This is a genomic window from Paenibacillus durus ATCC 35681, assembly GCF_000993825.1.
GTDB lineage: Bacteria > Bacillota > Bacilli > Paenibacillales > Paenibacillaceae > Paenibacillus_AQ > Paenibacillus_AQ durus_B.
In genome coordinates this window covers 279382-301447 of sequence record NZ_CP011114.1, presented here as the reverse complement: position 1 = coordinate 301447, position 22066 = coordinate 279382, and the positions used below count along the sequence as shown (strand labels likewise).

Below are 22066 nucleotides of genomic sequence, written 5' to 3'. Positions count from 1 at the left end.
TGCGGGAAACGATTCTCCATAGAAAGGAGGTGATCCAGCCGCACCTTCCGATACGGCTACCTTGTTACGACTTCACCCCAATCATCTACCCCACCTTCGGCGGCTGGCTCCCTTACGGGTTACCCCACCGACTTCGGGTGTTGTAAACTCTCGTGGTGTGACGGGCGGTGTGTACAAGACCCGGGAACGTATTCACCGCGGCATGCTGATCCGCGATTACTAGCAATTCCGACTTCATGCAGGCGAGTTGCAGCCTGCAATCCGAACTGAGACCGGCTTTATAAGATTGGCTCCGCCTCGCGGCTTCGCTTCCCGTTGTACCGGCCATTGTAGTACGTGTGTAGCCCAGGTCATAAGGGGCATGATGATTTGACGTCATCCCCACCTTCCTCCGGTTTGTCACCGGCAGTCACTCTAGAGTGCCCAGCTCTACCTGCTGGCAACTAAAGTCAAGGGTTGCGCTCGTTGCGGGACTTAACCCAACATCTCACGACACGAGCTGACGACAACCATGCACCACCTGTCTCCTCTGTCCCGAAGGCCGCGCCTATCTCTAGGCGATTCAGAGGGATGTCAAGACCTGGTAAGGTTCTTCGCGTTGCTTCGAATTAAACCACATACTCCACTGCTTGTGCGGGTCCCCGTCAATTCCTTTGAGTTTCAGTCTTGCGACCGTACTCCCCAGGCGGAGTGCTTACTGTGTTAACTTCGGCACCAAGGGTATCGAAACCCCTAACACCTAGCACTCATCGTTTACGGCGTGGACTACCAGGGTATCTAATCCTGTTTGCTCCCCACGCTTTCGCGCCTCAGCGTCAGTTACAGCCCAGAAAGTCGCCTTCGCCACTGGTGTTCCTCCACATCTCTACGCATTTCACCGCTACACGTGGAATTCCACTTTCCTCTTCTGCACTCAAGCTGTCCAGTTTCCAGTGCGACCACAGGTTGAGCCCATGGTTTAAACACCAGACTTAAACAGCCGCCTGCGCGCGCTTTACGCCCAATAATTCCGGACAACGCTTGCCCCCTACGTATTACCGCGGCTGCTGGCACGTAGTTAGCCGGGGCTTTCTTCTCAGGTACCGTCACTTCTCTAGCAGTTACTCTAGAGAACGTTCTTCCCTGGCAACAGAGCTTTACGATCCGAAAACCTTCATCACTCACGCGGCGTTGCTCCGTCAGGCTTTCGCCCATTGCGGAAGATTCCCTACTGCTGCCTCCCGTAGGAGTCTGGGCCGTGTCTCAGTCCCAGTGTGGCCGTTCACCCTCTCAGGTCGGCTACGCATCGTCGCCTTGGTGAGCCGTTACCCCACCAACTAGCTAATGCGCCGCAGGCCCATCCCTCGGTGACAGATTGCTCCGCCTTTCAGCCTCCTAGCAGGAGCTAAGAGGAATTATCCGGTATTAGCTACCGTTTCCGGTAGTTATCCCAGTCCAAGGGGCAGGTTGCCTACGTGTTACTCACCCGTCCGCCGCTAAGTTGATCAAGAGCAAGCTCCATCACAACTCCGCTCGACTTGCATGTATTAGGCACGCCGCCAGCGTTCGTCCTGAGCCAGGATCAAACTCTCCAATAAAGTATTGAAAGAGCGATTCGCTCATTTTGAAACATCTGACGAGAATTTCTTCTCTTCATTTTGGAACTCGCCAAAAGCGAATTCCCACTCACTCGTTGTTCAGTTTTCAAAGATCAAACTTGTTTGCCGCCGTTCAACTTTGCCTCAGCAGCAACTTTTATAATATATCATATCCGACCGTTTAATGCAAGCTCTTTTTTGAAATTTCTTTCGAACCAGAACTCGTATTTCTTGGCCGGAATTAGAATATATCATGAATACAAAAGAAGCGCAAGTATTATTTTGCGAAATTAATTATTTTTTATGCTTAAATAGGAAATATCCCTAACAAGCCTTATTCATCAAGCCGGAATCCATACTCCTTCCAGACGCGGTCTTCCAATCCCGCATAATACTCTGCAGACACGATCGGCTGCGCTCCGCGCAAAATCTCCTGGAGATAATGCCCGGGTGGAGACAACTCAGAGCCTTTGTCTACAACCACGAACGTTACCGCATCCTGCATGCTGCCGTCAGCGCACTGAACAGGGATAACTGCAGGACGATATTTCCCGCTGTGTACACCTTCCCGAAGAAATAAATATCTGTCAAGACATTCGGCAGGTATATAGTAGAGCTTCCCCTCCGTCCTGCCTCCGGTCTCGACAAGATCGGCACGTCCCCCGTCCTCGGCCCAATACGTAAATTGGAGATTAAACCCCTCGGCTGCTCCGCGTCCTCTCACATCGGCGAACCATTCGGCAGCTCCGGCGAGCGTAATCCTCTCCATATCCATACAGCTTCCATAGGCAAAATAAAGCACTTTCGCTTTCTGCCTCAGCAAATGCAGCTTCCAATCCCCTTGATCAATCACATCATGCTTTCGCTCCCGGTATACATACACCCACGCTTCCCGCTTTCCGCTGTCGGTCGTTACTTCCGTTCTGATCCGCTCATATTCATTCGCCGGATTCCCGGGACCGTGAAAGTCCTCCAGTTCGTCCAACCGGATCATCATCTCCGGCGTCACTTCGTACAGCTCGCCAGCCACAACGCCTGAGCCTTCTTCCACCATAGCCGGATAGCCGCGCCGCGTATCCATCAAAATCCCCCGGGTCCACGCTATGAGCGCAACCAGCCGGGCATTATCCATTAGATGATGATTTTCTTCTCCCTGCCGTAATGTTCCATAGACAAAAACAAGTTCCATGTCGTTTGCTCCTTTTGCTCAGCGTGCGTTCTTTATTTTTACTCTATCATACCGACGAATTAACTGAACAGCATATCGTCTTGCCGAACGAGGAAGCGGAGTACATGGTTTGCAAGTAAACGGGTTACATTAATACCAAGCTCATAGCCTGAAGGAGGAGACCCATGGAAAGCACCAATGAATTTGTGGAAAAATTGCATGATACCCAGAAGAAAGACGAGAAAAATAAGCACCACGGCAAAGGGAACGCCGGATTCAAACTGCAGAATAAGCAGCACAGTACGAATAAATGACATTCCATTATTGATTTCGCTCGGAATTTGGTCCGAGTGAAGAATGGCTTCGGGATGAATGTTCCATCAAGCTATTCCAACAGGCGACTAAGCGTCCATTCAACCAGCGACAGTTCCAGTGTGGCCGCGACACAGTCGTCAAGGATCTTATAGCACCGTCCTTACACAAGAAAGGTATGCCCTAACCGAACTGGTGTGATAAATGATCTCGTAGCTCTGATTAAAACACAAATGACCCACAAGAGAGTCACTTTTTTCAAAGTGTCCTTCTTATGGGTCACAGTTCACTTTTCAGACGCCGGACTGAATGATAGCTTTTCGCGGGTTCATCTATAAAATATAATCAAAGAAACGGGAGTTTAATTGGGACTTGATCATTTGCTGCTTTTGCGGCTCCAGTGTGTGAATCGTCCGGAGAACTTCATTGAAGAACGGATTACCCCACTGTTCCCCATTTTCCAATAACATTTCCGCAAACTTGCCTCTTTCAATAGCCCGATGAATAAGCAGTTCAACCGCATGTTCCGGTACGAACGGCCTATTTGCCCTCCTTGTCAGTTCTAATGCTTTTTTGTTGCAGGTTGAGACGCAAACACCGCATCCAATGCAGCGCTCCTCATCAATGATGATTTGATGAAACGGCTGACTGTCAGATTTTCGTTTTAAGGAAATGGCTTGAACCGGACATTTCTTAACGCAGCGCTGACAACCCACGCAGTTATGCTGGCTTTGGTAGGGCAAGAAATTACTTGGATTAACAGCGGGAAATCCCCAGTTCCGTATGGCCTTCATCATGCCACAACAACAGGAGCAGCAATTGCACATCCATGCGGGTTTTTGTTTAACATTATCGACGACGTGGACCAATCCATACTCCCGGCTCTTCCTTAGAATTTCCAAAGCTTCCGATGTATCGATTGCTCTGCCGTAATTCCTTCGGATTACGAATTCCCCGTATTCATTCAGTGAAAGGCAAACTTCCATAGGAGCCGAGCAGTTTTTTCCAAGGTGTTCCGCAGTATGCCTGCAGTAGCACTGGGACACCGCGATATATTTGGCTTCTTTTATGACAGTAACAGCTTTTTCCCAATCATATATTTCAGGCATGGAATCGGGGTCCAAAAAGGACTCATAAACCAATGCTCTGCCAAGCGCCGTTTTTCCGGAACCATGAACCTCCCGCACAAAAATATCGCTATTACCGGCATAGGCGGAAACAGCAATAGCTAGCTCTTTTTTCGAAACGTTCTGTTTTCCGATTTTCATCATCGTGAGTTCGAAAAAACCGACAACCGGCGGGGAGAGGGAGTAGAAAATTTCCTGTGTTTCGGGATTTCGAAGATCCATCACAATTCCCTTGTCCGCCATCTGATCGAGCAAAACCTCTATTTCCTCTTGAGGCATGTCGCAACGGCGGGAGATTTCCTCTAACGAAGCGGGGAAAACGGGAAGCTTAGCTCCAACTTCCGCTTCTTGGGGAGTGTACAGGAGCTCGAGGATCGTGTGCCAGCCATTCCAGGAATTTTGTTCTTGCGGCTCCGGAAGGCCAACAACATTAGCATTTAATCTTTTTGCCAAATCCCCGAATTCTTTCTTCATATTATTAATATGTCCCATTCCCGGCTCCTCTCAACGCAGCAGGCCGATGCTGCCGGTTAAGTGTTTTATTTTTTTCTCCGGTCCATATAAGGCGCATCCCAAATACTCGATATCTTCTCCGGGTGTCTGTTGGAGCTTGTGGGTATACGTGGCATAGTCCAATGATTTCTGGGCGATTTGACTGAAGTCTACAAAGATCAGATCGGCGAACTCCTCTCCATTCAGCTTTTCCCGGATAATCTTGAGCTGCTCCTTGGTACCGCCAAGTATGGGAATGCTCTTGGATGTAATCCCCCGATGAATGCGTTCGTCAGCATCTTTAACGTCGGGTCCGATAATCTCCGAAGCCAAATTTCCCAAGCTAACTCCCAATACGGCCGCCGTATTGGCTGCAAAGCCTATAGGCAGTTCTTTATCAATCACGATAGCGACTTTCATGTTTAAGTCCTCCTCTTTTGCTGCCGGCATTTACAACAATGATACCTAAAAGAATGATCAGTCCACCCAAAAGCTGGATCGGTAATATGGATTCTCTCAAGAAGATATAGCCGGTGATAACCCCTACGATAGGTACCAGATTCAGATAAACGGTCGTTATGGTCACATCCAGATTTTTGAGGGCGTAAACATACAGGAAATAACAAACCGCTGAACAGAACACCGCCAAAAAAATAATATTGGCCAAGGCAGATAAAGAAAAAGCATGCCACTGGGAATATTCAAACAAAGACGGAGGAACTAAAATCAAAGTCCCAAAAAGGGTTTGGTAGGTGATTAAAAATAATCCCGAATATTTCTTCTGCAATGATTTGTTCAATAGTGTGTAAAAGGTCCAAGAGAACATGGCGCAAACGACAAACATATTACCTATGAAGGTTTCGGATGAAAAGTCAACTTGTCCGTTTGCCGTGATGGTAAGGTAAGCCCCGATTACCGAACCGATAATGCCCAATATCTGAAGGGCGGATACTTTCGATTTAAAAATAAGAATATCCAGAATAATGGCAAGGATAGGGATAATAGACGCGATCAAAGACGCGTTCGAGGCGGTCGTATATTTCATTCCAGTGTTTTCCAGAATAAAGTATAATGTAATGCCGAATAAACCGGCCAACGCCATTTTGGGAAAATCCTGCTTATTTAATTTAGCGGACGGTTCCACTTTCTTTAAAGCTGTGAGCAAGATAACCGTGGTAATCATAAACCGGATCAGCGCCATGGTAACAGGAGGAATTTCAGCCACGACCGTTTTGATGCTTATGTACGAACATCCCCATAGAACCACCGTAATCAACATCGCTATATTCGCCAGCGGTTGTTTGATTTTCAAGCTGCTTTCGCCAAGTTTAGCCTTCTCTAAGTGCATTTCCAGTAGCACACCTCAAATCTAATAATGAACTTCAAGTAATTCCTTTTGCTTGAATAATGACCAAACAATGCGGGCGCTGTACTTCTTGTAAACAAACTGGATGCCCCGGTCCTTATAGAGGTCAAAAGAAGTCTGGTTGGTTATGGCCAGATCAGCCATTCCATTCAAAAGGCAGAGCAGAGCTTCCGTTGTAGAGGATGTTAAAATTTTGATCACATTATGTTCTTTCAGTTCGCCGTTCGATAAAGAACCAATGATATTTTGAACCGGCGAACAGCAAGCTATTTTGAGCTTGCGGCTAGGATCAATCAATTGGCCCTCCCTGCACACGATACCGTATTCCGGCGTTGTAAAGATAAAATTCAGGTTATTTTCAAAATTATTATTCCAGAAAAAATCAGTAATTCGTTCATAAGCACTAGGGATTAGAGCATAGCTAATGAACCCTTTTTCCAAATCGTCAAAGATCTGGCTGAAGTTGTTTTTCAAGATGATTTCGAATTCGGTTTCATCCGTATGCTTCCTAATATTCGTAATCAAATACTTAAGGGCTTGTTCACTGCTTGTTCCAGCCGGACCCAAAGTACCAATGCTAATTTTCTTTCTTTGTTTCAAATCATTCAAAAAATAATCATATTGCCTATTTATACTTGTTAACATTTCTATCATTCCCTCAAGCTCCTCTGCAAGAGATTTATAGAAACACTTCAATTAGGCAAAACATCGTTTGTTGCAATCTATTAAAGTATTTTAGATTGTCGACTTAACACTGCAAAAATTCACCTCCCGGCATAGAATTGAAGTGATTTTCGCCTGAGGATAGATTAAGAAATGCGACCGCGAGCGTCATTATATTTTGGACTGCCTCAAGGGCGACAGAATTTCCATTCCATCTTACACCAAATATTGTAAATCATCAACCAAACAATTCCATTTTATAGAATGATCAACAATTAATAGTCTGAATAAAATACAAATGACCCATAAGAGGGTCACTTTTTCAAAGTGTCCTTCTTATGGGTCACAGTTCAGATGACCGGGGCGTTTTTTAGTTATATCGGGCGTCGAACTCCCCGGACGCGAACTCTTTTTCCGAGATGACTTTGAAGCCTTCGCGCCTAAGCAGCGCCGCCGTAACGCCTTCTCCGGGAATCTTGCTGCCTGCAAACCGGCCGTCATAAATCATGCCGCTGCCACAGGAAGGACTGTTTTCTTTCAAAACGATAAGAGAAGCATTGTGCTTCCGCGCCGTTTCAAGAGCTTTATAGGCGCCCGCGACGAAGAGCGCGGTAACATCCCTGCCGGACCGGTCGAGCACCTTGGCGTTCCCGGCTAAGACATCTTCGCCCGTTCCGCCTACAATTTCGGCCGGTTCACGCGGCGTGGAACACCCGCCCAACACTTCGGGGCAGACAAGCACCGCCTTGTTCTCACGGGCCAATTTCTGTAGTTTATCCACTACATTATGTGAACCGTCGTACCGGCACTCGACACCGGCCAGGCAAGAGCTGACGATGATCATGGGTCTTACTCCTTTGCAGGCTCCGTTATTTTACCGAAGACCACTTGCTCTCCAGCCACTTGTCGAAATCGGCGCCTTTGTCACCTTCATAAGCGTCATACACGTCGATTCTCATCTTCTTCAGCTTTTCTTTGAACTCTTCATACGTATGTTCACGGGGGAGGCTTTTCTTGATGCGCAGCAGAATTTTGGAAACGCCTTTGAACAGCTCGGGCTTGTCCTTGGAAGGCGCCGCTACAGCCTCGCCAAACGCTTCAAGCTTCCGATAAGCCGCCGCCTGTACGGTATATACCGGATCGCTTTCAGCCAATCGCTTCAGAATATCAATGACTTGCCTGTGAGGATATTTCCCCAGTTCCTCCACCGCCTCAAGACGGGCTCGCCAATCGGCGGAGCGTCCTGCGGCTTTTTTCAATTCAGCATAATTCTCGGGGAGTTCAACGTTCTTGTCTTCGTTATTCAAACTGTACAATCCCTTCTCTGATCAATCTTTGTGATAGGGATATTTTAGCGTAGTCTTGCACGGGACTCAACTTTCTGCTGGAGGCTACAAAGAAAGCGGTCCATTCTATGAATCCTTTAATCGAAATCTACCGCACCTCCACCTTACCCTTCCGGTAAATCAGCGCCCCGATGGAGAATGCCGCCACGCCCCAAAGGGCGAGGATGCCGATGCCGAACCAGAACGAAGAGCTGAACAGGCCGGACCCATACACCATGCCGTCCCGCATACCTTCGACGAAATAGGTCAGCGGAAGCACCTGGGTCACTGGCTTCAGCTTGATATCCCCGCTGTTCCCGTTCTCCGGAAGAACGATGGCCGCGTCTACATCCTTGTCTTTGACCCAGGCGTCGGCCTGGGCGCTGTCAACGGCCTGCTCCGACTTCCACTCGAAGACCGGAATTTTCCGGAGTCCGGCTTCAAGCGAATCACTGGATGCACTTGGGGCAGGATTTACCAGCGCTACCTTCGCCTTGAAGTCGCCGCCGTCTCCTCCTCCGCCGAAGATAACCATGAACAGCACCATCAGAATGACAGGAAAAAACAAATTCCAAAACCAGACCGCCTTCTCACGGAACATCGTCTTGAGTTGAGCAACGAATAATTTCATAATCTGTGCGCCTGTGCTCATATCAATCCCTCCATTCCTTGCCCGTAAAGACAATAAAGACATCTTCGAGACTCATTTCGCGGATGGATACATGCTCGACCCGGTAACCATGCTCCTTGGTGAATCCGAGGAGATCATATAGCGCCTGTTCCGGTTCCGGAGACCAGAGTGTTACATTCGCTCCCTCCCGTTCCATCCGGGCAATACCCGGACGGCCGCGCAGCGCTTCTTCGGTCTGTGCCGCCGCATCTTCCCCATCATAAAAAGACAGCCGCACTTCCCGCTCCTTCGTCAGTTTGCCGATCAGAGCCGCAGGCGTATCAAGGCTGATGACCGTACCCTGATCGACGATGCAGACGCGGTCGCTCAGCTTCTCGGCCTCTTCCATGTAATGGGTCGTCAAAATGATGGTTGTGCCAAGCTGTTTCAGGCGCAGGATAATATCCCAAATATTGCGGCGCGCCTGGGGATCAAGGCCGGTCGTCGGCTCATCGAGAAAAATCACCTGCGGATCGTTGATCATCGCAAGTCCGATGGCGAGGCGCTGCCGCTGTCCACCAGACAGCGATTTAACCCGCTTGCTCCGGTGCTCGGTCAGATTGATCATCTCCAGCACCTCGGCGGTCGATTTGCGTTTGGGATAAAATGAAGCGAACAAATCCAAATTCTCCTCGGCGGTAAGCAGGTCGAATAAAGCGCTGGATTGCGGCTGTACACCGATCAGCGTCTTGATTGCGCTTTCGTCCTTGCTCCAGGACAGTCCCGCAACAGCAATGCTGCCGGCATCCGGCGGCTGAAGCCCTTCGATCATCTCCAGGGTTGTCGTCTTGCCCGCTCCGTTCGGCCCGATAATCGTAAAGACTTCTCCCGCTTCCACGGTGAAGCTGATGTCTTGAACAGCCTTGACGTCGCCGAATGATTTCCTCAAATTTTTCACTTCAAGCACCGGCATCGGTATCCCTCCAAAAATCCGTTTTTTCAGAACTTGACTATATAATAAGACGGGGGCTGAAACAGCTTAACCGTCCGCAAGCCGATCTTGCACTCGGTCCAGCGATGTATATGACGGAAACAAAAACCCAATGCCGCAGTAAGCATGCAGGGGGCCTCCATTCGCGGCAGAACTTCCTTAAGTATAGCACATATGTTCGGTTTTGGGCACAAAAAAAACCGCTCCAGCGCAAGCCGGATGCGGATTTTCTTAAGCTATAGGGCTGCTGTAAGCCTGGCCTCATTTCGCCTCGCTGAATGCTTTTCTTCACGCCCATAAAAAGGGCCGCAAAGGGAAATAAAGAAAATGCAGCCGCTTCGGCAGCGGCAGCGTCTTCGCGTCCGCCGCATAAGGATAAAGAAAACCGAGCGCGTACACAAGCTGCTGCCCCCGCGATAAAATCGCCGGCTGATAATACCGGTAATGCCGTTCCACTTCGGGCGGCAGCGGAGGATTATGCAGATTGACCATGCGCTCCACATAGAACATGGCAAGCTCCGCCAGACGCTGGGCCTTCTTCCTGTCCGCCAAGCCGGACAGGCCGGGATCAACCGGCGCATTCAGCAATCCGGCGGCCAAGATGAGGGCCTGTCCCCCGGCGTCGTCATGATCATACCGATCAAGAAGTCTGGTCAAGGCGCCGGGGTCCGGCTGCTGCTGCAGCAATTGCTTTATGTCCAGCAGCCATCTTAGTCTGGACCAGCCGTGCCTGGCCCCATGGGCCGCCAGAAACAGGAACAAATCCTCCTTGCTCAAATAATGGACGCTCCGGCCAAAGTGATTGCTTATCCTCCTGCGTTCCCATAGCTGATCGAAGTCCGGCTCCTTGGATGGAGCAGGGTTCAATCGCCAGTGGACTTCAACCTTAATATTGTTAACAGGATGATGGAATGTCGTATGATGTTGTCTCCATTTCCAATCCCCCAGAATGGTCTCGAATTCCTCTTCTTTCACATATCCAAGGCGGATAAGCAGCGCTTCCGCCCGGGTTAGGTCATCAATTGGTACGATGAAATCAAGGTCGCGCGACGTCCGAAGCGATATATCTCCATATAAATCCTGGGCAAGCACCGGCCCCTTCAGAAATAAATTGCGTATATTCAGGTCGGCAAGCTCCCCGCTGAGATTTCCCATTTCCCCGCCGAGCTGGAGCATTTGGACCGTATTCCGGCGATATTCATTTTGCAGACATTCTCCGACCCCGGATGGCACCCTTTTTTCACGCATACGACTAATCGTGGGGTATAAAAATGGATAAACCCGATGATGCATGGCAAGCTGTACAACAAGCTTCCAATCGATATCCGCGAACATCTCCGGCTCCCGCTCCGCCGTCTCGTCCATACTGTCCGCAGCAAGTAACGCAAGAAGAAGCACTAACTCTCTAGATAAGACTCCTTTGTTAAGCGCATACCGGTTAGTCATAGATACTCTCCTTCATACCGCGTTATCACTGAGAAAAAAAGCCGAGTCTTCACTACAGGGCATCCGTTTACTGTGAGCGTAACACCGCGAATTGAAAGATGTCAATTCCTCTGACCGTGCTTATCTATATGTAAAAAAACAACCCGCTCCGGCGTTGTAAGCCGAATACGGGTTGTTTTGAACTGCAGACTTATTTGCCGCCTTACACCATAATCTTGCAAATATCGTTCGTGAACTCTACCGGATCGCCGACCGGCAGCCCTTCGATGAGCAGCGCCTGGTTGTACAGCAGGTTCGTGTAGAGGGCAAGCTTCTCCTGGTCCTTCTCTTGAGCACTTTTAAGGGACTGGAAGACGTCGTGGTTCACGTTGATTTCCAGCACTTTATCAGCCTGGACATCGGCGCCGTTCGGCATCGCCCGGAGTGTTTTTTCCATCTCGATGGTCAAATCGCCTTCCGACGACAGACATACCGGGTGGGATTTCAGCCGCTTGGATGCCTTGACGCTCTTGACCTTGCCGCCCAGCACGTCCTTCATGGCTTCAAACAGATCCTTGTTCTCGGTATCCGCGTTCTCGGCAGCTTTATCCTGCTCCTCCGTGTCAATTCCAAGATCGCCGCTGGAGACGGATTTGAATTCCTTGTCCTTGTAGCTCATCAGCATTTTGATGGCGAACTCGTCGATATCGTCGGTGAAGTACAGAATTTCGTAGCCTTTATCGGCCACCAATTCTGTCTGCGGCAGCTTCTCGATCCGCTCGATGGACTCGCCGGAAGCGTAGTAGATGTATTTTTGCTCCTCGGGCATTCTGGATACGTATTCGTCCAGGCTGACTAGCTTCTTCTCCTTGGAGGAGTGGAACAGCAGCAGGTCCTGAAGCGTATCCTTGTTCATGCCGTAATCGTTGTATACCCCGAATTTGATCTGTCTGCCGAAGGCGCCATAGAACTGCTCGTACTTCTCTCTCTCGTCTTTGAGCAGGCTTTGCAGCGCGCTCTTAATCTTGTTCTTGATGTTCTTCGCGATCAGGCTGAGCTGGCGGTCATGCTGAAGCAGCTCGCGGGAGATATTGAGCGACAGGTCCTCGGAATCGACCATCCCTTTGACGAAGCTGAAGTAGTCGGGCAGCAGGTCGCCGCATTTGTTCATGATGAGGACGCCATTCGAATACAGCTCCAGGCCTTTTTCATACTCCTTGGTGTAGTAATCAAAAGGCGTATTCTCCGGAATGAACAGGATCGCGTTGTACACGACCGCGCCGTCGGCGCTGATATGGATATGCTTCAGCGGCTTGTCGAAGCCGTAGCGCTTCTCCTGGTAGAAGTTCTCGTAATCCTCGTCTTTCAGCTCGCTCTTGTTCTTGCGCCAGATCGGGACCATGCTGTTAACGGTCTGCTCTTCGGTCGTTTCCTCGTATTCGTTCTCGCTGCCTTCCTTCAATTTGCTGCTGGTAATATCCATCTTGATCGGGTAGCGGATAAAATCGGAGTACTTCTTAATAATCGACTTCAGGCGGTACTCTTCCAGGTACTCGTCGTAATTGTCTTCCTCGGTGTTCTCTTTGATCTTCAGGATGATGTCGGTGCCGACCGAATCCTTCCCGGTGGGCTCAATCGTATAGCCGTCCGCGCCTTCGGACTCCCACTTGAATGCCGTGTCACTGCCGAGCGGGCGGCTGATTACCGTAACGGTGTCGGCTACCATAAAAGCGGAATAGAATCCGACCCCAAACTGGCCGATGATGTTATGGCCGTCCTTCGCCTCGTTCTCCTTCTTAAAGGCGAGCGAGCCGCTCTTGGCAATGACCCCGAGGTTGTTCTCCAGCTCTTCCTGGGTCATACCGATTCCCGTGTCGGAGATCGTTAGCGTACGGTTCGTTTTGTCTGCGGTTATCTTAATGAAGTAATCCTCTTTGTTGAACGTAAGCGACTCATCGGTCAGCGCCTTGTAATAAATTTTGTCGGTGGCATCGCTGGAATTGGAAATGAGCTCACGGAGGAAAATCTCGCGCTGCGTATAGATCGAGTTGATCATCATTTCCAGCAATCTTTTCGATTCGGCTTGAAACTGTTTCTTGGCCATGGAATATTCCCCTTCCTTAATCGTCCTGCGAAAAAGCATGTCCGTCATCTTTTTCACACAGATTAGCACTCGAATCATTCGAGTGCTAATCCCTATTTTTATATACCATATCTGTACAATTAGGTCAATATGCTGCAGTTGAATACAAAATTACTCCCAGGGATAGTTGACAATAATTTGGTAGAATGGTACCTTATATTTATAAATTTACGTTCTTTATAAAGAACATGACATCGCTATTGAATTTCTTTGCTCCACGGTTATATTTTTACATTTATTCAGTCCCGTTCTTTAGAAAGAACGTTATGTTACAAGACAAACCACCTGAGATTTCCGGCTAAGGAGATGGTTATTGGTGAAAAAAGCAGAGATTTTATCCATAGACACCGTTCTAGTTCAATGTGAAGGCAATATTGTCAGCGATATGGACGGCGAGAAGGTCATGCTCAGCATACAGCAGGGGAAGTATTTCAATTTGGGCCAGGTCGGCGGAGATATATGGACCATCATCAGCACTCCAAGGTCCGTGAAGGAGATCATCGAATCCCTTCAGCAAATCTACGAAATCGACGCTGACATTTGCGAGCAGGACGTCATTCCTTTTTTACAGAGCCTGCTGAAAGAAGATTTGATTCGAGTAGCTGATGCCGGATGAAGATGGCAAGCAAGCTTCGGCTGTTGTTCACTTTGGACAAGACTACCCTTTTGTTCTATTTGGAAGCTTTTTTAGTATTAGGCTGGGCTCGGACGCGCCTCTTCTACAAGTTCTCCAAAGTCGCCCCTTCGCTCGGTGAAAGAGGACAAGAGACGGATCAAGACTACGATGCAAGCCATACTTCCGCCATGAGACATATTGCCAGCTCCATAAATACAGTCAGCAAGTATACGCCGTGGGACAGCAAATGTCTGGTAAGAGCCATAGCCGGGATGAAAATGCTGGAGCGAAGGGGCATCGGCAGCACCCTTTATTTAGGAACGGGCAAGGACCATAGCGGCAAGCTGATCGCTCACGCCTGGCTTCGCAGCGGCCCTTATTATATTTCCGGCGCAGAAGAGATGCATCAATTTACTGTTGTCGATAAGTTTGCCAAAATGTCGAGTAAATAAATCGAAATCGATATGTTATGTATCAGTTTCAAGTAATGGAGGTCCGCCATGATCGGCAAAAAGATACAACAGCTTCGCAAGAATAAAAATTACTCCCTTACTGAATTATCCGAGAGAGCGGGAGTAGCCAAATCCTATTTGAGTTCAATCGAGCGCGGGATTCAGCGGAATCCGTCCATTCAGTTTCTGGAAAAAGTAGGTTTGGTTTTGGGCATAACCGTAGAGGAATTCCTACAGTCGGACAAGCAGAAGGAAGACGCCGAACCGGCCGATATGGAATGGAGCGAGCTCGTCAAGGAAGCGATGAACTCCGGTATCAGCAAAAGAGAGTTTCGCGAGTTCCTGGAATTCAGCAAGTGGAAGCTGGAACGGCGCTAGTCTGATGAAAAAGAAAAGCCATCTCTTCAGCATTTTGCCTCCGAGACGGCTCAATCGATCACTTTAATGGTTCCAGTTCACTCTCTGCATAGCCTCTGGGATTAGCGGACTGCCAACGCCACGTATCCTCGCACATTTCTTCGATTCCCCGGGCGGCCTTCCAGCCCAGTTCTTCATTCGCCTTGAACGTATCGGCGTAGCAGACGGCGATATCGCCCGCTCTTCGTTCCACGATCTGGTAAGGAATCGCTTGGCCCGACACCTTCTCGAACGCCTTCACGATCTCCAGTACACTCAGCCCCCGGCCCGTCCCAAGATTATATACGTCCACGCCTGTACGGCCCGTTATCCTCTCCAGCGCCTTCAGATGGCCCTGCGCCAGATCCACGACATGAATATAATCTCTTACGCCTGTTCCGTCAGCCGTCGGGTAGTCATTGCCGAATATGCTGAGCTTGGCCAGCTTGCCGACAGCTACCTGGGAGATATAGGGCAGCAGATTATTCGGAATGCCGTTCGGGTCTTCGCCGATCCGCCCGCTCTTATGCGCCCCGATCGGGTTAAAGTAGCGCAGGATCGAAATGCCCCAGCGGGAATCGGATACGGCGATATCCCGTAAAATATGTTCAATCATTTCCTTCGTGCGTCCGTACGGATTGGTGGCGCCGGTAGGGAATTCTTCCGTAATCGGTACGGACTCCGGAGCGCCGTATACGGTGGCCGAAGAGCTGAACACGATGCGGAATACCCCATGCTTCTGCATGATCTCGCATAAGCTCAAGGTGCTCATAATGTTGGTGTGGTAATATTTTAGCGGAATCTGCACCGACTCGCCCACAGCCTTAAGCCCCGCAAAATGAATGACGGCTTCGACAGCATGTCTGGCGAACACATCGTCCAGCGCCTCCCGATCAAGCAGATCAAGCTCATAGAAGGCAAAGGGCTTGCCCGTAATTTCGCCGATCCGCTTGATCGCCTCGGGATGGCTGTTGGCAAAATTATCGACAATTACAACTTCATATCCCGCTTCCAGCAGTTCCACCGCGGTATGGCTGCCAATGTAACCGGCGCCTCCGGTGATAAGAATAGCCATCCTAATCAACCTCCGTCTTTTTTAATGGGCCGAACCTTACAGTGACCTTTCCAAGCAGTGTCTTGGCGATTCCTTGCAGGTAGGCAAATTCAGCTCTGCGGTGAAAGAGCAGCACATAGATGAGATTGACAACGATGAACGCGACCGCGCCTTTAACGATGAGAAGCGGAAAGCTATTCGCACGGATCAGACCACTCGCTGAATATGCCGCAAAAAAAGCGCCCACCCCTATTATAGTGAAGTATGCATAAAGTCGGTAGTGCTCCGATATGGGTCGATGGAATACCTTTTTATACACTAAATAGGGTGTTGTCCAAAAAGGCATAGCCAGAGCGCCGGCCAAGGAGCCGATGAAGACTCCCGCAATCCCGGTCTGCCGCACTAAAATAACGGAAATGCCCAAGCCGACCGCCGCCTGAGCCAGCGGAACATACCGGTCTGCTTGAAAAATACCCGCTGTGGTCTTCACCGTCGTGATCGGATTGCGCATCCCGCGCTCATAGAACAGAAGCAGCAGAATGGCAAGAACCCCGCTGCTCATCAGGAACTTTTCTCCGATCCACAGCGTGATGAACGGCGCGAGCACGATATATAACAGTATCGCTAGCAGCGAGTACAGCCAAAAGCTGAGCAGCAGCATGACTTTATATACGCTGTACACTTTTTCCGTACTTTCGCTCGACACGAGATTGCCAACGCTGTGATACAGATTAATGAACACCTGATTGATGAACGTTCTGGCGATATCGATCAGCATTTTATAGTTGGAATACAAGCCGACGGCCTTGAGGCTGACAAAGGTGGAGATCAGGATGCTTTCCGTTTCGAGCACCAGGTAGCTGCCGATATTCTGGATGATAATCGCTTTTACATTTTTGACGATTCCATTCCTCGTTCCGGCATCCAGCCTGCCTATCACTTTTTGCTTCAGATAAGGGTATTTCCGGTTCGCGACGACTGTTAACAGGATGGAGGTCGTTATCGTCAGCACGCTGTCCACAATCAGAAAAAGGATGTAGTTCGACGTATAATACAGGATGCCGATCTTCAGGCAGGTGGAGATAATGGAAGTCACCGAGAAGGCCACAGTTACGATGTAGTTCTTCTGATTAACGCTTAGGAATGAATTTTTATAGGAGAAAAGATAGGGCGTTACCGTATTGAGCAAAAAGATCAGGTAAATCAAATGCAGATGCTCCACGCTATGATCCTTGACGATCACGTTCAGAAAAGGCATGACCGACAGTCCGAGCAATGTGACTACAAGCGCGATGACCAGATAGGCTCTGCGGTACAGCCGCATTAACCGGCCGATCTTCTCATAATCATTCTCCGCCACCGGCTTATACAGACTGTACATAATACTCGTCCCGATTCCCGCCTCGGCGAGCGTCAGCATCGAGAGAATGTTCGTGAACAAGCCGTTGACGCCTAAATACTCGATGCCCAGCCGGTTAATGAAGACGGTTCTAGAGACAAAGCTAAGCAGGGTGATCACCAGTTGATTGCCGATGCCCGCCGTTATATTAATGATGGAGTTTTTTACTCTCATGTATATCCCCTGCCTATTGATCCTTCGAGTTGGCCAAGCGGATGCAAAAGCCCTGCGTGAACGGCAGAATATTGAACAGGACGGAGTAAACGCCGATGTCCTTGGTATCTCCCTGAGAAAAATCAACGGCGCCGTTCCTTCTCGTTGCCTTCATTAAATAGAGAATCGCTGAATCAGCGGCGGCCGCACATTCCCGTGATATTTCTTCGATCTGTGCCGCGTTCAGCATAAACCAGGCCAGCATCGCGGTCGCCGAGGAATCGGCTCTCGATTCAGGTCTCGTTACCGTCCAGTTCCACTGCCCCTGCTCCCCCTGCACCGCTAGAGCGGAGCGGGCAAACCGCACGACGGCTTCCTCCAGCGGCTTCTTGTATTCATGGCTGTCCGGGAGCTCCCGCCAAGCGTCAATAAGGCCGATGGCATACCATCCGAGCCCTCTTCCCCAGCCGTACAGGCCAAGCGGATACTTCGTCCCAGTGCTGTACGCATGGCACGGTATTGATGTTCCTTGCAGCATTCCGAACCGCTCATACTCGAGAATTTGTCTTACGGCCAGCTCGATACATTCCGGCTTTCCGTATCGCAATCCGTATACCACCAGGAAGGGGCAAATAAAGCCGATCGTATCCACGTAACGGTAATCCTTCATCGATTTGCGGTACTGCACCGTCCCATCTTCGCCGATATGCTCCCGGATCAGCTCCCACATTTGATCCATCGCGGCTTTATACGCCTCCGGCCGCCCTGCGGAATGCTTCATCACCCCGTAAGCCAAGATGGCGCCATCCACCTGCTGCGGCGGGTGATTCCACTGGCCGGCGCTGTCAAATTTGGAAGAGATCAGGGCGTTCACCGCTGCTTCCGCCTTCGGATCGGTGTTATTGCTTAAATAGCTGTGAAAGCCGAGCAGCAGGGAAGCCTCTTGCCAATGCTGAATGGCCGGTCTCGTATAGTTGCCTCTCAGCATATCCAGCACGATCAACCGGGTATTGTCGGTAAGCTTAATTTTGGGCGTTCTTGTCAGCCATTTCGCGCCGATTTCCGTAACGGCTTTCGCCCAGACATGCCTGTCGCCGTATCTGCCGATGTGAATCCTCCCGAACCAGTCTCCAAAGACAGGCGCCGCATCAATAAGCGCTATGATCAGTACGATTACGATGACTATGAGACCAAACGTTAGACCAAATATAGCTCTCACCCCTTAAAACTAGCTTATCCACTGGTACAATTTATGGACTTCGTCCTCTGTTCCCATCTCTTCATGCTCCAGATTGCCGATGAACCGCTCCCTCAATCCTTCATCATCGATCAGCTTCTTGACGCCGGCGTATATGGAATGGGCGTCCCTGCCCACGATGAGCCCGTTATATCCATCCGTCAATTGATCGTAGATGACTTCAAAATCAGTCGAGACAATCGGCTTATGCAGGATTTTGGCTTCCGTTATCGTCAAGCAGCGGCCTTCGAACAATGAGGTCTGCACATAGATGTCGCACTGCTTGATATAAGGATACGGATTCTCCCGGAGTCCCGTAAGGATTAAAATATCCTGCAGACCCTTTTCCCGGATCAGACGCTCAAGACTCCCTCTTTCCTCGCCCTCGCCGACGATGTACCAACGGATGTCATACCCTTCACGGACAAGCAAATCGCAGGCCTCCACAGCCAGGTTGAAGCCTTTTTGATAATTCAGCCTGCCGACAGAGACGAGCGTTATTTGTGCTTGCTTCTGAATCGGGCTTTCATCGGAAGACATATCGATAATGGCGGAGGGAGACACGATATTATGCATCAGCGCGATTTTCTCCTTATAGGCGGGAAACCGGTCTTTCAGAATTTGCACGCATTCTTCGGATACGGTTGCGATGCAGTCTAATTGGCTGAAATACTTGTCATCGAGGTCCGGGTTCATGCCCAGCTTATCGTAGTCATTATGAATGAACCCGATCTTCTTACGAGCTTTCACCACTTTATCCACCACATAGCGAATAGGCGAATTCTCCATATATCCGATGGCGGCATCGTATTCCGTGGATAGCTGCGGCAGCGACTTCGAGCTGTATTTCCACAGCAGCTGTTCCCGCCTGGCCGGATGGCTCTCCTTTTTGAACAGAAATCCCGCTCTAACCCGCGCTATAGCCAGACCCGGCTTGCCTTCGGCAAGGCAATTCTTCAGCGCTTTTTTGATGGACATATCAAAATATTTATACCTGGGTGGAGCATCCAGAAGGCGGACTTGATCCGGGATCTTATTCATAAAGAGGCCCTCGTGCTTGAACAGCAGCAGGTCCACATCGCAGCGGGAATAATCGATGGATTGAAGCAATGAAATGAGCGACTTCTCCGCGCCTCCGCAGACGAGACTATTCATGACGAACAGCAGCTTCTTTTTCCCGCTCATGGCACTCACCCTTCTATGCGAGTAAATTATAGAACTTATAAATTTCATCCTCGGTCCCAAGCTCAAGCTGCCCCAGATTATCCGACAGCCGGGCTCGAAGCCCCCGATCCGCGATAAGCTGCTCGATTCCCGCCGCGATGGCGGACGGATTCATGTCCACGATCAGCCCGTCGAAGCCGTGGCGGATTTGGTCTCTGGCGGTGCTGAAGTTGGTGACCACGATTGGTTTTTTCAATATTTTCGCCTCATCGATCGCGATGGATTTGCCCTCGAACCGGGAGGTTTGGACATACAAATCGGCCCTTTGGATATAGGGATACGGGTTGGAGCGGAGTCCCAGCAGCCTGAAATGATCCTGAAGCCCGTAATGGCGGATCATCTGGGTCAGCTTTTGCCGTTCCTCTCCATCGCCGATAATGCTCCAACGGACGTTGTAGCCTTTATCGACCAGCTCTTTGCAGGCTTCAATAGCCAACTCGAAGGCTTTTTGCGGATGCAGCCGGCCGATGGATAGAATGTTAATTCCATCCTCATTGCTGCTGAAATCATCGGGCGGATTTTGCATGGCGAGCTGCTTGATCAGCACCGGGGACACAATATTATGAATCACATTGACCTTGTGGTCCTGCTCCGGAAATCTTTTGACCAATATGTTGGCGCATTCTTCCGATACCGTGACCAGATGCTGCAGCTGCTCGAAATAACGTTCGTCAAAGACGGGGTCCATCCCGAGCTTATCGTAGTCAATATGAATCCAGCCGATTTTGCTCTTGGCCTTGGCCTTCTCGACACAGAAATAGATCGAAGTCTTCTCAAGGAACCCGATCGCCGTATCATACTTCTTAGGTAGAATATGGAAAAAACACGACAGGTGCTTCCAGCTGTACTGCTCTTTCACGGAGTCATTGCCTGCGCCCCGGTTCTTCAGGCTAAACATGAGGCGGTGATACACCAGTGTAAAATGTCCAGCCAACAGCAGCTTCAGCACAGCCTTGGGCAGAGGCAGGACAAAGCGTTTGTAATGCTTGGGGACGGGCAGCACATTCACTTCCGGCGGAATAAACTCCATAAACAGTCCTTCATGATTCAACAAGAAAAGGTCAACCTCATACGCGTTATAGTCGATTTGGCTCAGCAGATTGATCAGACTCCGTTCACCGCCGCCGGAAGTCAGACTCGGTATAACAAATAGAAGTTTTTTTGTCATGTTCACCTCTAGGCGAGCTCTTTCAAGTAGTCGACCGCTTTATAGGACATTTGCTGAATCCGGGGTACGGATTGCCTCAGCGCCGCCTTAATCTCTTCTTCTTCTACCAGCATTTCACTAAATTTAGCAATCAGATTGCCGCCGCTGGAAATTTCCTTAATACCGAGCACCAGCTTCTCCTCGCCGAACAGATCTTTCGCAATCCCCTTGGACTTGACGCTGTAACCAAGCACCATCGTGGGAACAAAATTGGAGTATGCCGCAATGGTTGCATGGGTCCTGGCCCCGATGAAGAATCTCATCCGCGCAATATAGCCTTTATATTGAACCGCCGTGAGATGATCGGGAAGCAGGATGACTCTGCCGGTGTCTTTAAATTCCTCATGGAATAACCGTAAAAGCTCATAGTCGTTGTTGCCGTCCACCATCACATGCGGGGTCAGCGCAATCGTCATATCCGTCGTCCGCAAAATATGCGACAGCAATTCGCGCACCGCCGAGCCCGACTGCTTGTTGCGGCTGCTGACGAGCGGGCTAAAGTTAACGCCTATTGTATTTCCGGGCTGCCAGCCGTCAGGAAGCGGAAGCTCCTCCTTAGCCATCGTAAAGGCCGGATCGGCGCATAGCCGGACATTTCGCAGGCCCTGCTCTTGCAGCATATTGTATGTCAGGCTTTCGCGGGCCAGAATCAAGTCGAACAACTTAAGATCGGCAAGCTTTCTGTCGGTCATGTCTTCTTCCCCAATCGAACAGCCCCACAGCACCAGCTTCTTGCCCTGCCGCTTGACTCTGCGGTCGATCTCATACCAGCCCGGCTGCTCGCCGTAGCAGTAATTATCGCCCCCAATGGACATACACACATCGACGTCCTTGATCCGGCTGATCGTGTTCTGTTCAATGATCCCGGTGGCATAGGACTCATCCTTAAGCAGCTTGAAACGGACCGCGGACATCATCCACTGCAGGGACGGCCTCACGATCTCCGATTTGGAGCCGTCGTAAATTCCGTCCAGGTCCGGAATGGCCCGGTCGGTATGCGGCTGCTCGGATGCCAGGAACACCCTTGCTCCGCTGATGTTCTCCTTGATCATTTGAGCGGAGGAGCGGACAATCGCCTCGCATCCCCGATTTAAGCTGCCGCCATGCGCAAACATCATAATTTTCATGA

At 50.0% G+C, this 22066-nt stretch carries 21 protein-coding genes and 1 rRNA gene; 4 read left to right on the top strand and 18 right to left on the bottom strand.

Translation table 11 applies throughout. The features are described 5' to 3' along the window. Nucleotides 1–22: 22 nt before the first annotated feature. Together VK70_RS01390 and VK70_RS01385 are read right to left on the bottom strand one after the other, a co-directional pair. A 16S ribosomal RNA gene (locus VK70_RS01390) occupies nucleotides 23–1577 on the bottom strand. Nucleotides 1578–1911: 334 nt separating this feature from the next. After that, nucleotides 1912–2766, bottom strand: a complete 855-nt coding sequence (locus tag VK70_RS01385; RefSeq protein WP_025694980.1) for a gamma-glutamylcyclotransferase family protein — start codon at nucleotides 2764–2766, stop codon at nucleotides 1912–1914. Nucleotides 2767–2930: 164 nt separating this feature from the next. Here VK70_RS01385 and VK70_RS26915 point away from each other — a divergent pair, with 164 nt between their 5' ends. Next, nucleotides 2931–3059 carry a DUF4023 domain-containing protein gene (locus VK70_RS26915; protein WP_081754791.1) on the top strand — a complete coding sequence of 43 codons (129 nt, stop codon included), beginning with the start codon at nucleotides 2931–2933 and terminating at the stop codon, nucleotides 3057–3059. Between the two features lie 330 nt (nucleotides 3060–3389). Here the strand turns inward: VK70_RS26915 and VK70_RS01380 are convergent, their stop codons facing one another. The 10 genes from VK70_RS01380 to htpG all read right to left on the bottom strand — a co-directional run bounded on the left by VK70_RS01380 (nucleotide 3390) and on the right by htpG (nucleotide 13160). Next, nucleotides 3390–4676: a 4Fe-4S dicluster domain-containing protein gene (locus VK70_RS01380; RefSeq protein WP_025694981.1), complete on the bottom strand. Its 1287-nt coding sequence runs from the start codon at nucleotides 4674–4676 to the stop codon at nucleotides 3390–3392. A 12-nt stretch (nucleotides 4677–4688) separates the two neighbouring features. Continuing rightward, complete coding sequence (locus tag VK70_RS01375; RefSeq protein WP_046722686.1) at nucleotides 4689–5096, bottom strand: DUF2000 domain-containing protein; 408 nt, start codon at nucleotides 5094–5096, stop codon at nucleotides 4689–4691. Next, complete coding sequence (locus VK70_RS01370) at nucleotides 5074–6024, bottom strand: DMT family transporter (RefSeq protein ID WP_144415318.1); 951 nt, start codon at nucleotides 6022–6024, stop codon at nucleotides 5074–5076. Before VK70_RS01370 ends, VK70_RS01375 begins: the two co-directional genes overlap by 23 nt. Nucleotides 6025–6045: 21 nt before the next feature. Continuing rightward, on the bottom strand, nucleotides 6046–6696 hold the full coding sequence (locus VK70_RS01365; RefSeq protein WP_025699525.1) for a type 2 periplasmic-binding domain-containing protein: 651 nt from the start codon (nucleotides 6694–6696) through the stop codon (nucleotides 6046–6048). A gap of 379 nt (nucleotides 6697–7075) precedes the next feature. Then, nucleotides 7076–7549, bottom strand: a complete 474-nt coding sequence (locus VK70_RS01360) for a 2-thiouracil desulfurase family protein (protein WP_025699523.1) — start codon at nucleotides 7547–7549, stop codon at nucleotides 7076–7078. A 25-nt stretch (nucleotides 7550–7574) separates the two neighbouring features. Beyond that, complete coding sequence (locus VK70_RS01355) at nucleotides 7575–8012, bottom strand: HEAT repeat domain-containing protein (protein ID WP_025699521.1); 438 nt, start codon at nucleotides 8010–8012, stop codon at nucleotides 7575–7577. Nucleotides 8013–8139: 127 nt separating this feature from the next. Next, nucleotides 8140–8682, bottom strand: coding sequence for an ABC transporter permease (locus tag VK70_RS01350; RefSeq protein ID WP_025699519.1), 543 nt, complete (start codon nucleotides 8680–8682; stop codon nucleotides 8140–8142). Between the two features lies 1 nt (nucleotide 8683). Next, nucleotides 8684–9613 carry an ABC transporter ATP-binding protein gene (locus VK70_RS01345; RefSeq protein ID WP_025699518.1) on the bottom strand — a complete coding sequence of 310 codons (930 nt, stop codon included), beginning with the start codon at nucleotides 9611–9613 and terminating at the stop codon, nucleotides 8684–8686. Between the two features lie 306 nt (nucleotides 9614–9919). Beyond that, the gene (locus tag VK70_RS01340; protein WP_046722682.1) at nucleotides 9920–11077 is read right to left on the bottom strand and encodes a nucleotidyltransferase domain-containing protein; all 1158 of its coding nucleotides are present in this window, start codon (nucleotides 11075–11077) and stop codon (nucleotides 9920–9922) included. Between the two features lie 202 nt (nucleotides 11078–11279). Then, the gene (gene htpG, locus VK70_RS01335; protein ID WP_025696199.1) at nucleotides 11280–13160 is read right to left on the bottom strand and encodes a molecular chaperone HtpG; all 1881 of its coding nucleotides are present in this window, start codon (nucleotides 13158–13160) and stop codon (nucleotides 11280–11282) included. Nucleotides 13161–13515: 355 nt separating this feature from the next. On the opposite strand from htpG, the gene VK70_RS01330 reads away from it, so the two are divergent. The 3 genes from VK70_RS01330 to VK70_RS01320 are packed head-to-tail and all read left to right on the top strand — an operon-like array spanning nucleotide 13516 to nucleotide 14645. Continuing rightward, the gene (locus VK70_RS01330; protein ID WP_051505112.1) at nucleotides 13516–13815 is read left to right on the top strand and encodes a lasso peptide biosynthesis PqqD family chaperone; all 300 of its coding nucleotides are present in this window, start codon (nucleotides 13516–13518) and stop codon (nucleotides 13813–13815) included. Further along, on the top strand, nucleotides 13812–14267 hold the full coding sequence (locus VK70_RS01325; protein WP_025696195.1) for a lasso peptide biosynthesis B2 protein: 456 nt from the start codon (nucleotides 13812–13814) through the stop codon (nucleotides 14265–14267). Before VK70_RS01330 ends, VK70_RS01325 begins: the two co-directional genes overlap by 4 nt. Nucleotides 14268–14315: 48 nt before the next feature. Next, a complete protein-coding gene (locus VK70_RS01320) occupies nucleotides 14316–14645 on the top strand; it encodes a helix-turn-helix domain-containing protein (protein ID WP_025696193.1) in 330 nt (109 codons plus the stop codon). Nucleotides 14646–14703: 58 nt separating this feature from the next. Here VK70_RS01320 and galE read toward each other — a convergent pair whose 3' ends face one another. From galE to VK70_RS01290, 6 genes are read right to left on the bottom strand one after another with little or no spacing between them, the layout of a single operon-like run. Then, a complete protein-coding gene (gene galE / locus VK70_RS01315; RefSeq protein ID WP_025696191.1) occupies nucleotides 14704–15738 on the bottom strand; it encodes a UDP-glucose 4-epimerase GalE in 1035 nt (344 codons plus the stop codon). Nucleotide 15739: 1 nt separating this feature from the next. Further along, complete coding sequence (locus VK70_RS01310) at nucleotides 15740–17290, bottom strand: lipopolysaccharide biosynthesis protein (RefSeq protein WP_025696189.1); 1551 nt, start codon at nucleotides 17288–17290, stop codon at nucleotides 15740–15742. Nucleotides 17291–17303: 13 nt separating this feature from the next. Then, nucleotides 17304–18479 carry a glycoside hydrolase family 88 protein gene (locus VK70_RS01305; protein ID WP_025696187.1) on the bottom strand — a complete coding sequence of 392 codons (1176 nt, stop codon included), beginning with the start codon at nucleotides 18477–18479 and terminating at the stop codon, nucleotides 17304–17306. A gap of 18 nt (nucleotides 18480–18497) precedes the next feature. Continuing rightward, on the bottom strand, nucleotides 18498–19691 hold the full coding sequence (locus VK70_RS01300) for a glycosyltransferase (RefSeq protein WP_025696185.1): 1194 nt from the start codon (nucleotides 19689–19691) through the stop codon (nucleotides 18498–18500). A gap of 13 nt (nucleotides 19692–19704) precedes the next feature. Further along, the gene (locus tag VK70_RS01295) at nucleotides 19705–20898 is read right to left on the bottom strand and encodes a glycosyltransferase (RefSeq protein ID WP_025696184.1); all 1194 of its coding nucleotides are present in this window, start codon (nucleotides 20896–20898) and stop codon (nucleotides 19705–19707) included. 8 nt (nucleotides 20899–20906) lie between these two features. Then, on the bottom strand, nucleotides 20907–22064 hold the full coding sequence (locus tag VK70_RS01290) for a polysaccharide pyruvyl transferase family protein (protein WP_025696182.1): 1158 nt from the start codon (nucleotides 22062–22064) through the stop codon (nucleotides 20907–20909). Nucleotides 22065–22066: the final 2 nt, after the last annotated feature.

Coding starts and splice junctions, on each gene's coding strand:
- VK70_RS01385 (WP_025694980.1), bottom strand. CDS start 2,766: ATGGAACTTGTTTTTGTCTATGGAACATTACGGCAGGGAGAAGAAAAT.
- VK70_RS26915 (WP_081754791.1), top strand. CDS start 2,931: ATGGAAAGCACCAATGAATTTGTGGAAAAATTGCATGATACCCAGAAG.
- VK70_RS01380 (WP_025694981.1), bottom strand. CDS start 4,676: ATGGGACATATTAATAATATGAAGAAAGAATTCGGGGATTTGGCAAAA.
- VK70_RS01375 (WP_046722686.1), bottom strand. CDS start 5,096: ATGAAAGTCGCTATCGTGATTGATAAAGAACTGCCTATAGGCTTTGCA.
- VK70_RS01370 (WP_144415318.1), bottom strand. CDS start 6,024: ATGCACTTAGAGAAGGCTAAACTTGGCGAAAGCAGCTTGAAAATCAAA.
- VK70_RS01365 (WP_025699525.1), bottom strand. CDS start 6,696: ATGATAGAAATGTTAACAAGTATAAATAGGCAATATGATTATTTTTTG.
- VK70_RS01360 (WP_025699523.1), bottom strand. CDS start 7,549: ATGATCATCGTCAGCTCTTGCCTGGCCGGTGTCGAGTGCCGGTACGAC.
- VK70_RS01350 (WP_025699519.1), bottom strand. CDS start 8,682: ATGAGCACAGGCGCACAGATTATGAAATTATTCGTTGCTCAACTCAAG.
- VK70_RS01345 (WP_025699518.1), bottom strand. CDS start 9,613: ATGCCGGTGCTTGAAGTGAAAAATTTGAGGAAATCATTCGGCGACGTC.
- VK70_RS01340 (WP_046722682.1), bottom strand. CDS start 11,077: ATGACTAACCGGTATGCGCTTAACAAAGGAGTCTTATCTAGAGAGTTA.
- htpG (WP_025696199.1), bottom strand. CDS start 13,160: ATGGCCAAGAAACAGTTTCAAGCCGAATCGAAAAGATTGCTGGAAATG.
- VK70_RS01325 (WP_025696195.1), top strand. CDS start 13,812: ATGAAGATGGCAAGCAAGCTTCGGCTGTTGTTCACTTTGGACAAGACT.
- VK70_RS01320 (WP_025696193.1), top strand. CDS start 14,316: ATGATCGGCAAAAAGATACAACAGCTTCGCAAGAATAAAAATTACTCC.
- galE (WP_025696191.1), bottom strand. CDS start 15,738: ATGGCTATTCTTATCACCGGAGGCGCCGGTTACATTGGCAGCCATACC.
- VK70_RS01310 (WP_025696189.1), bottom strand. CDS start 17,290: ATGAGAGTAAAAAACTCCATCATTAATATAACGGCGGGCATCGGCAAT.
- VK70_RS01300 (WP_025696185.1), bottom strand. CDS start 19,691: ATGAGCGGGAAAAAGAAGCTGCTGTTCGTCATGAATAGTCTCGTCTGC.
- VK70_RS01295 (WP_025696184.1), bottom strand. CDS start 20,898: ATGACAAAAAAACTTCTATTTGTTATACCGAGTCTGACTTCCGGCGGC.
- VK70_RS01290 (WP_025696182.1), bottom strand. CDS start 22,064: ATGAAAATTATGATGTTTGCGCATGGCGGCAGCTTAAATCGGGGATGC.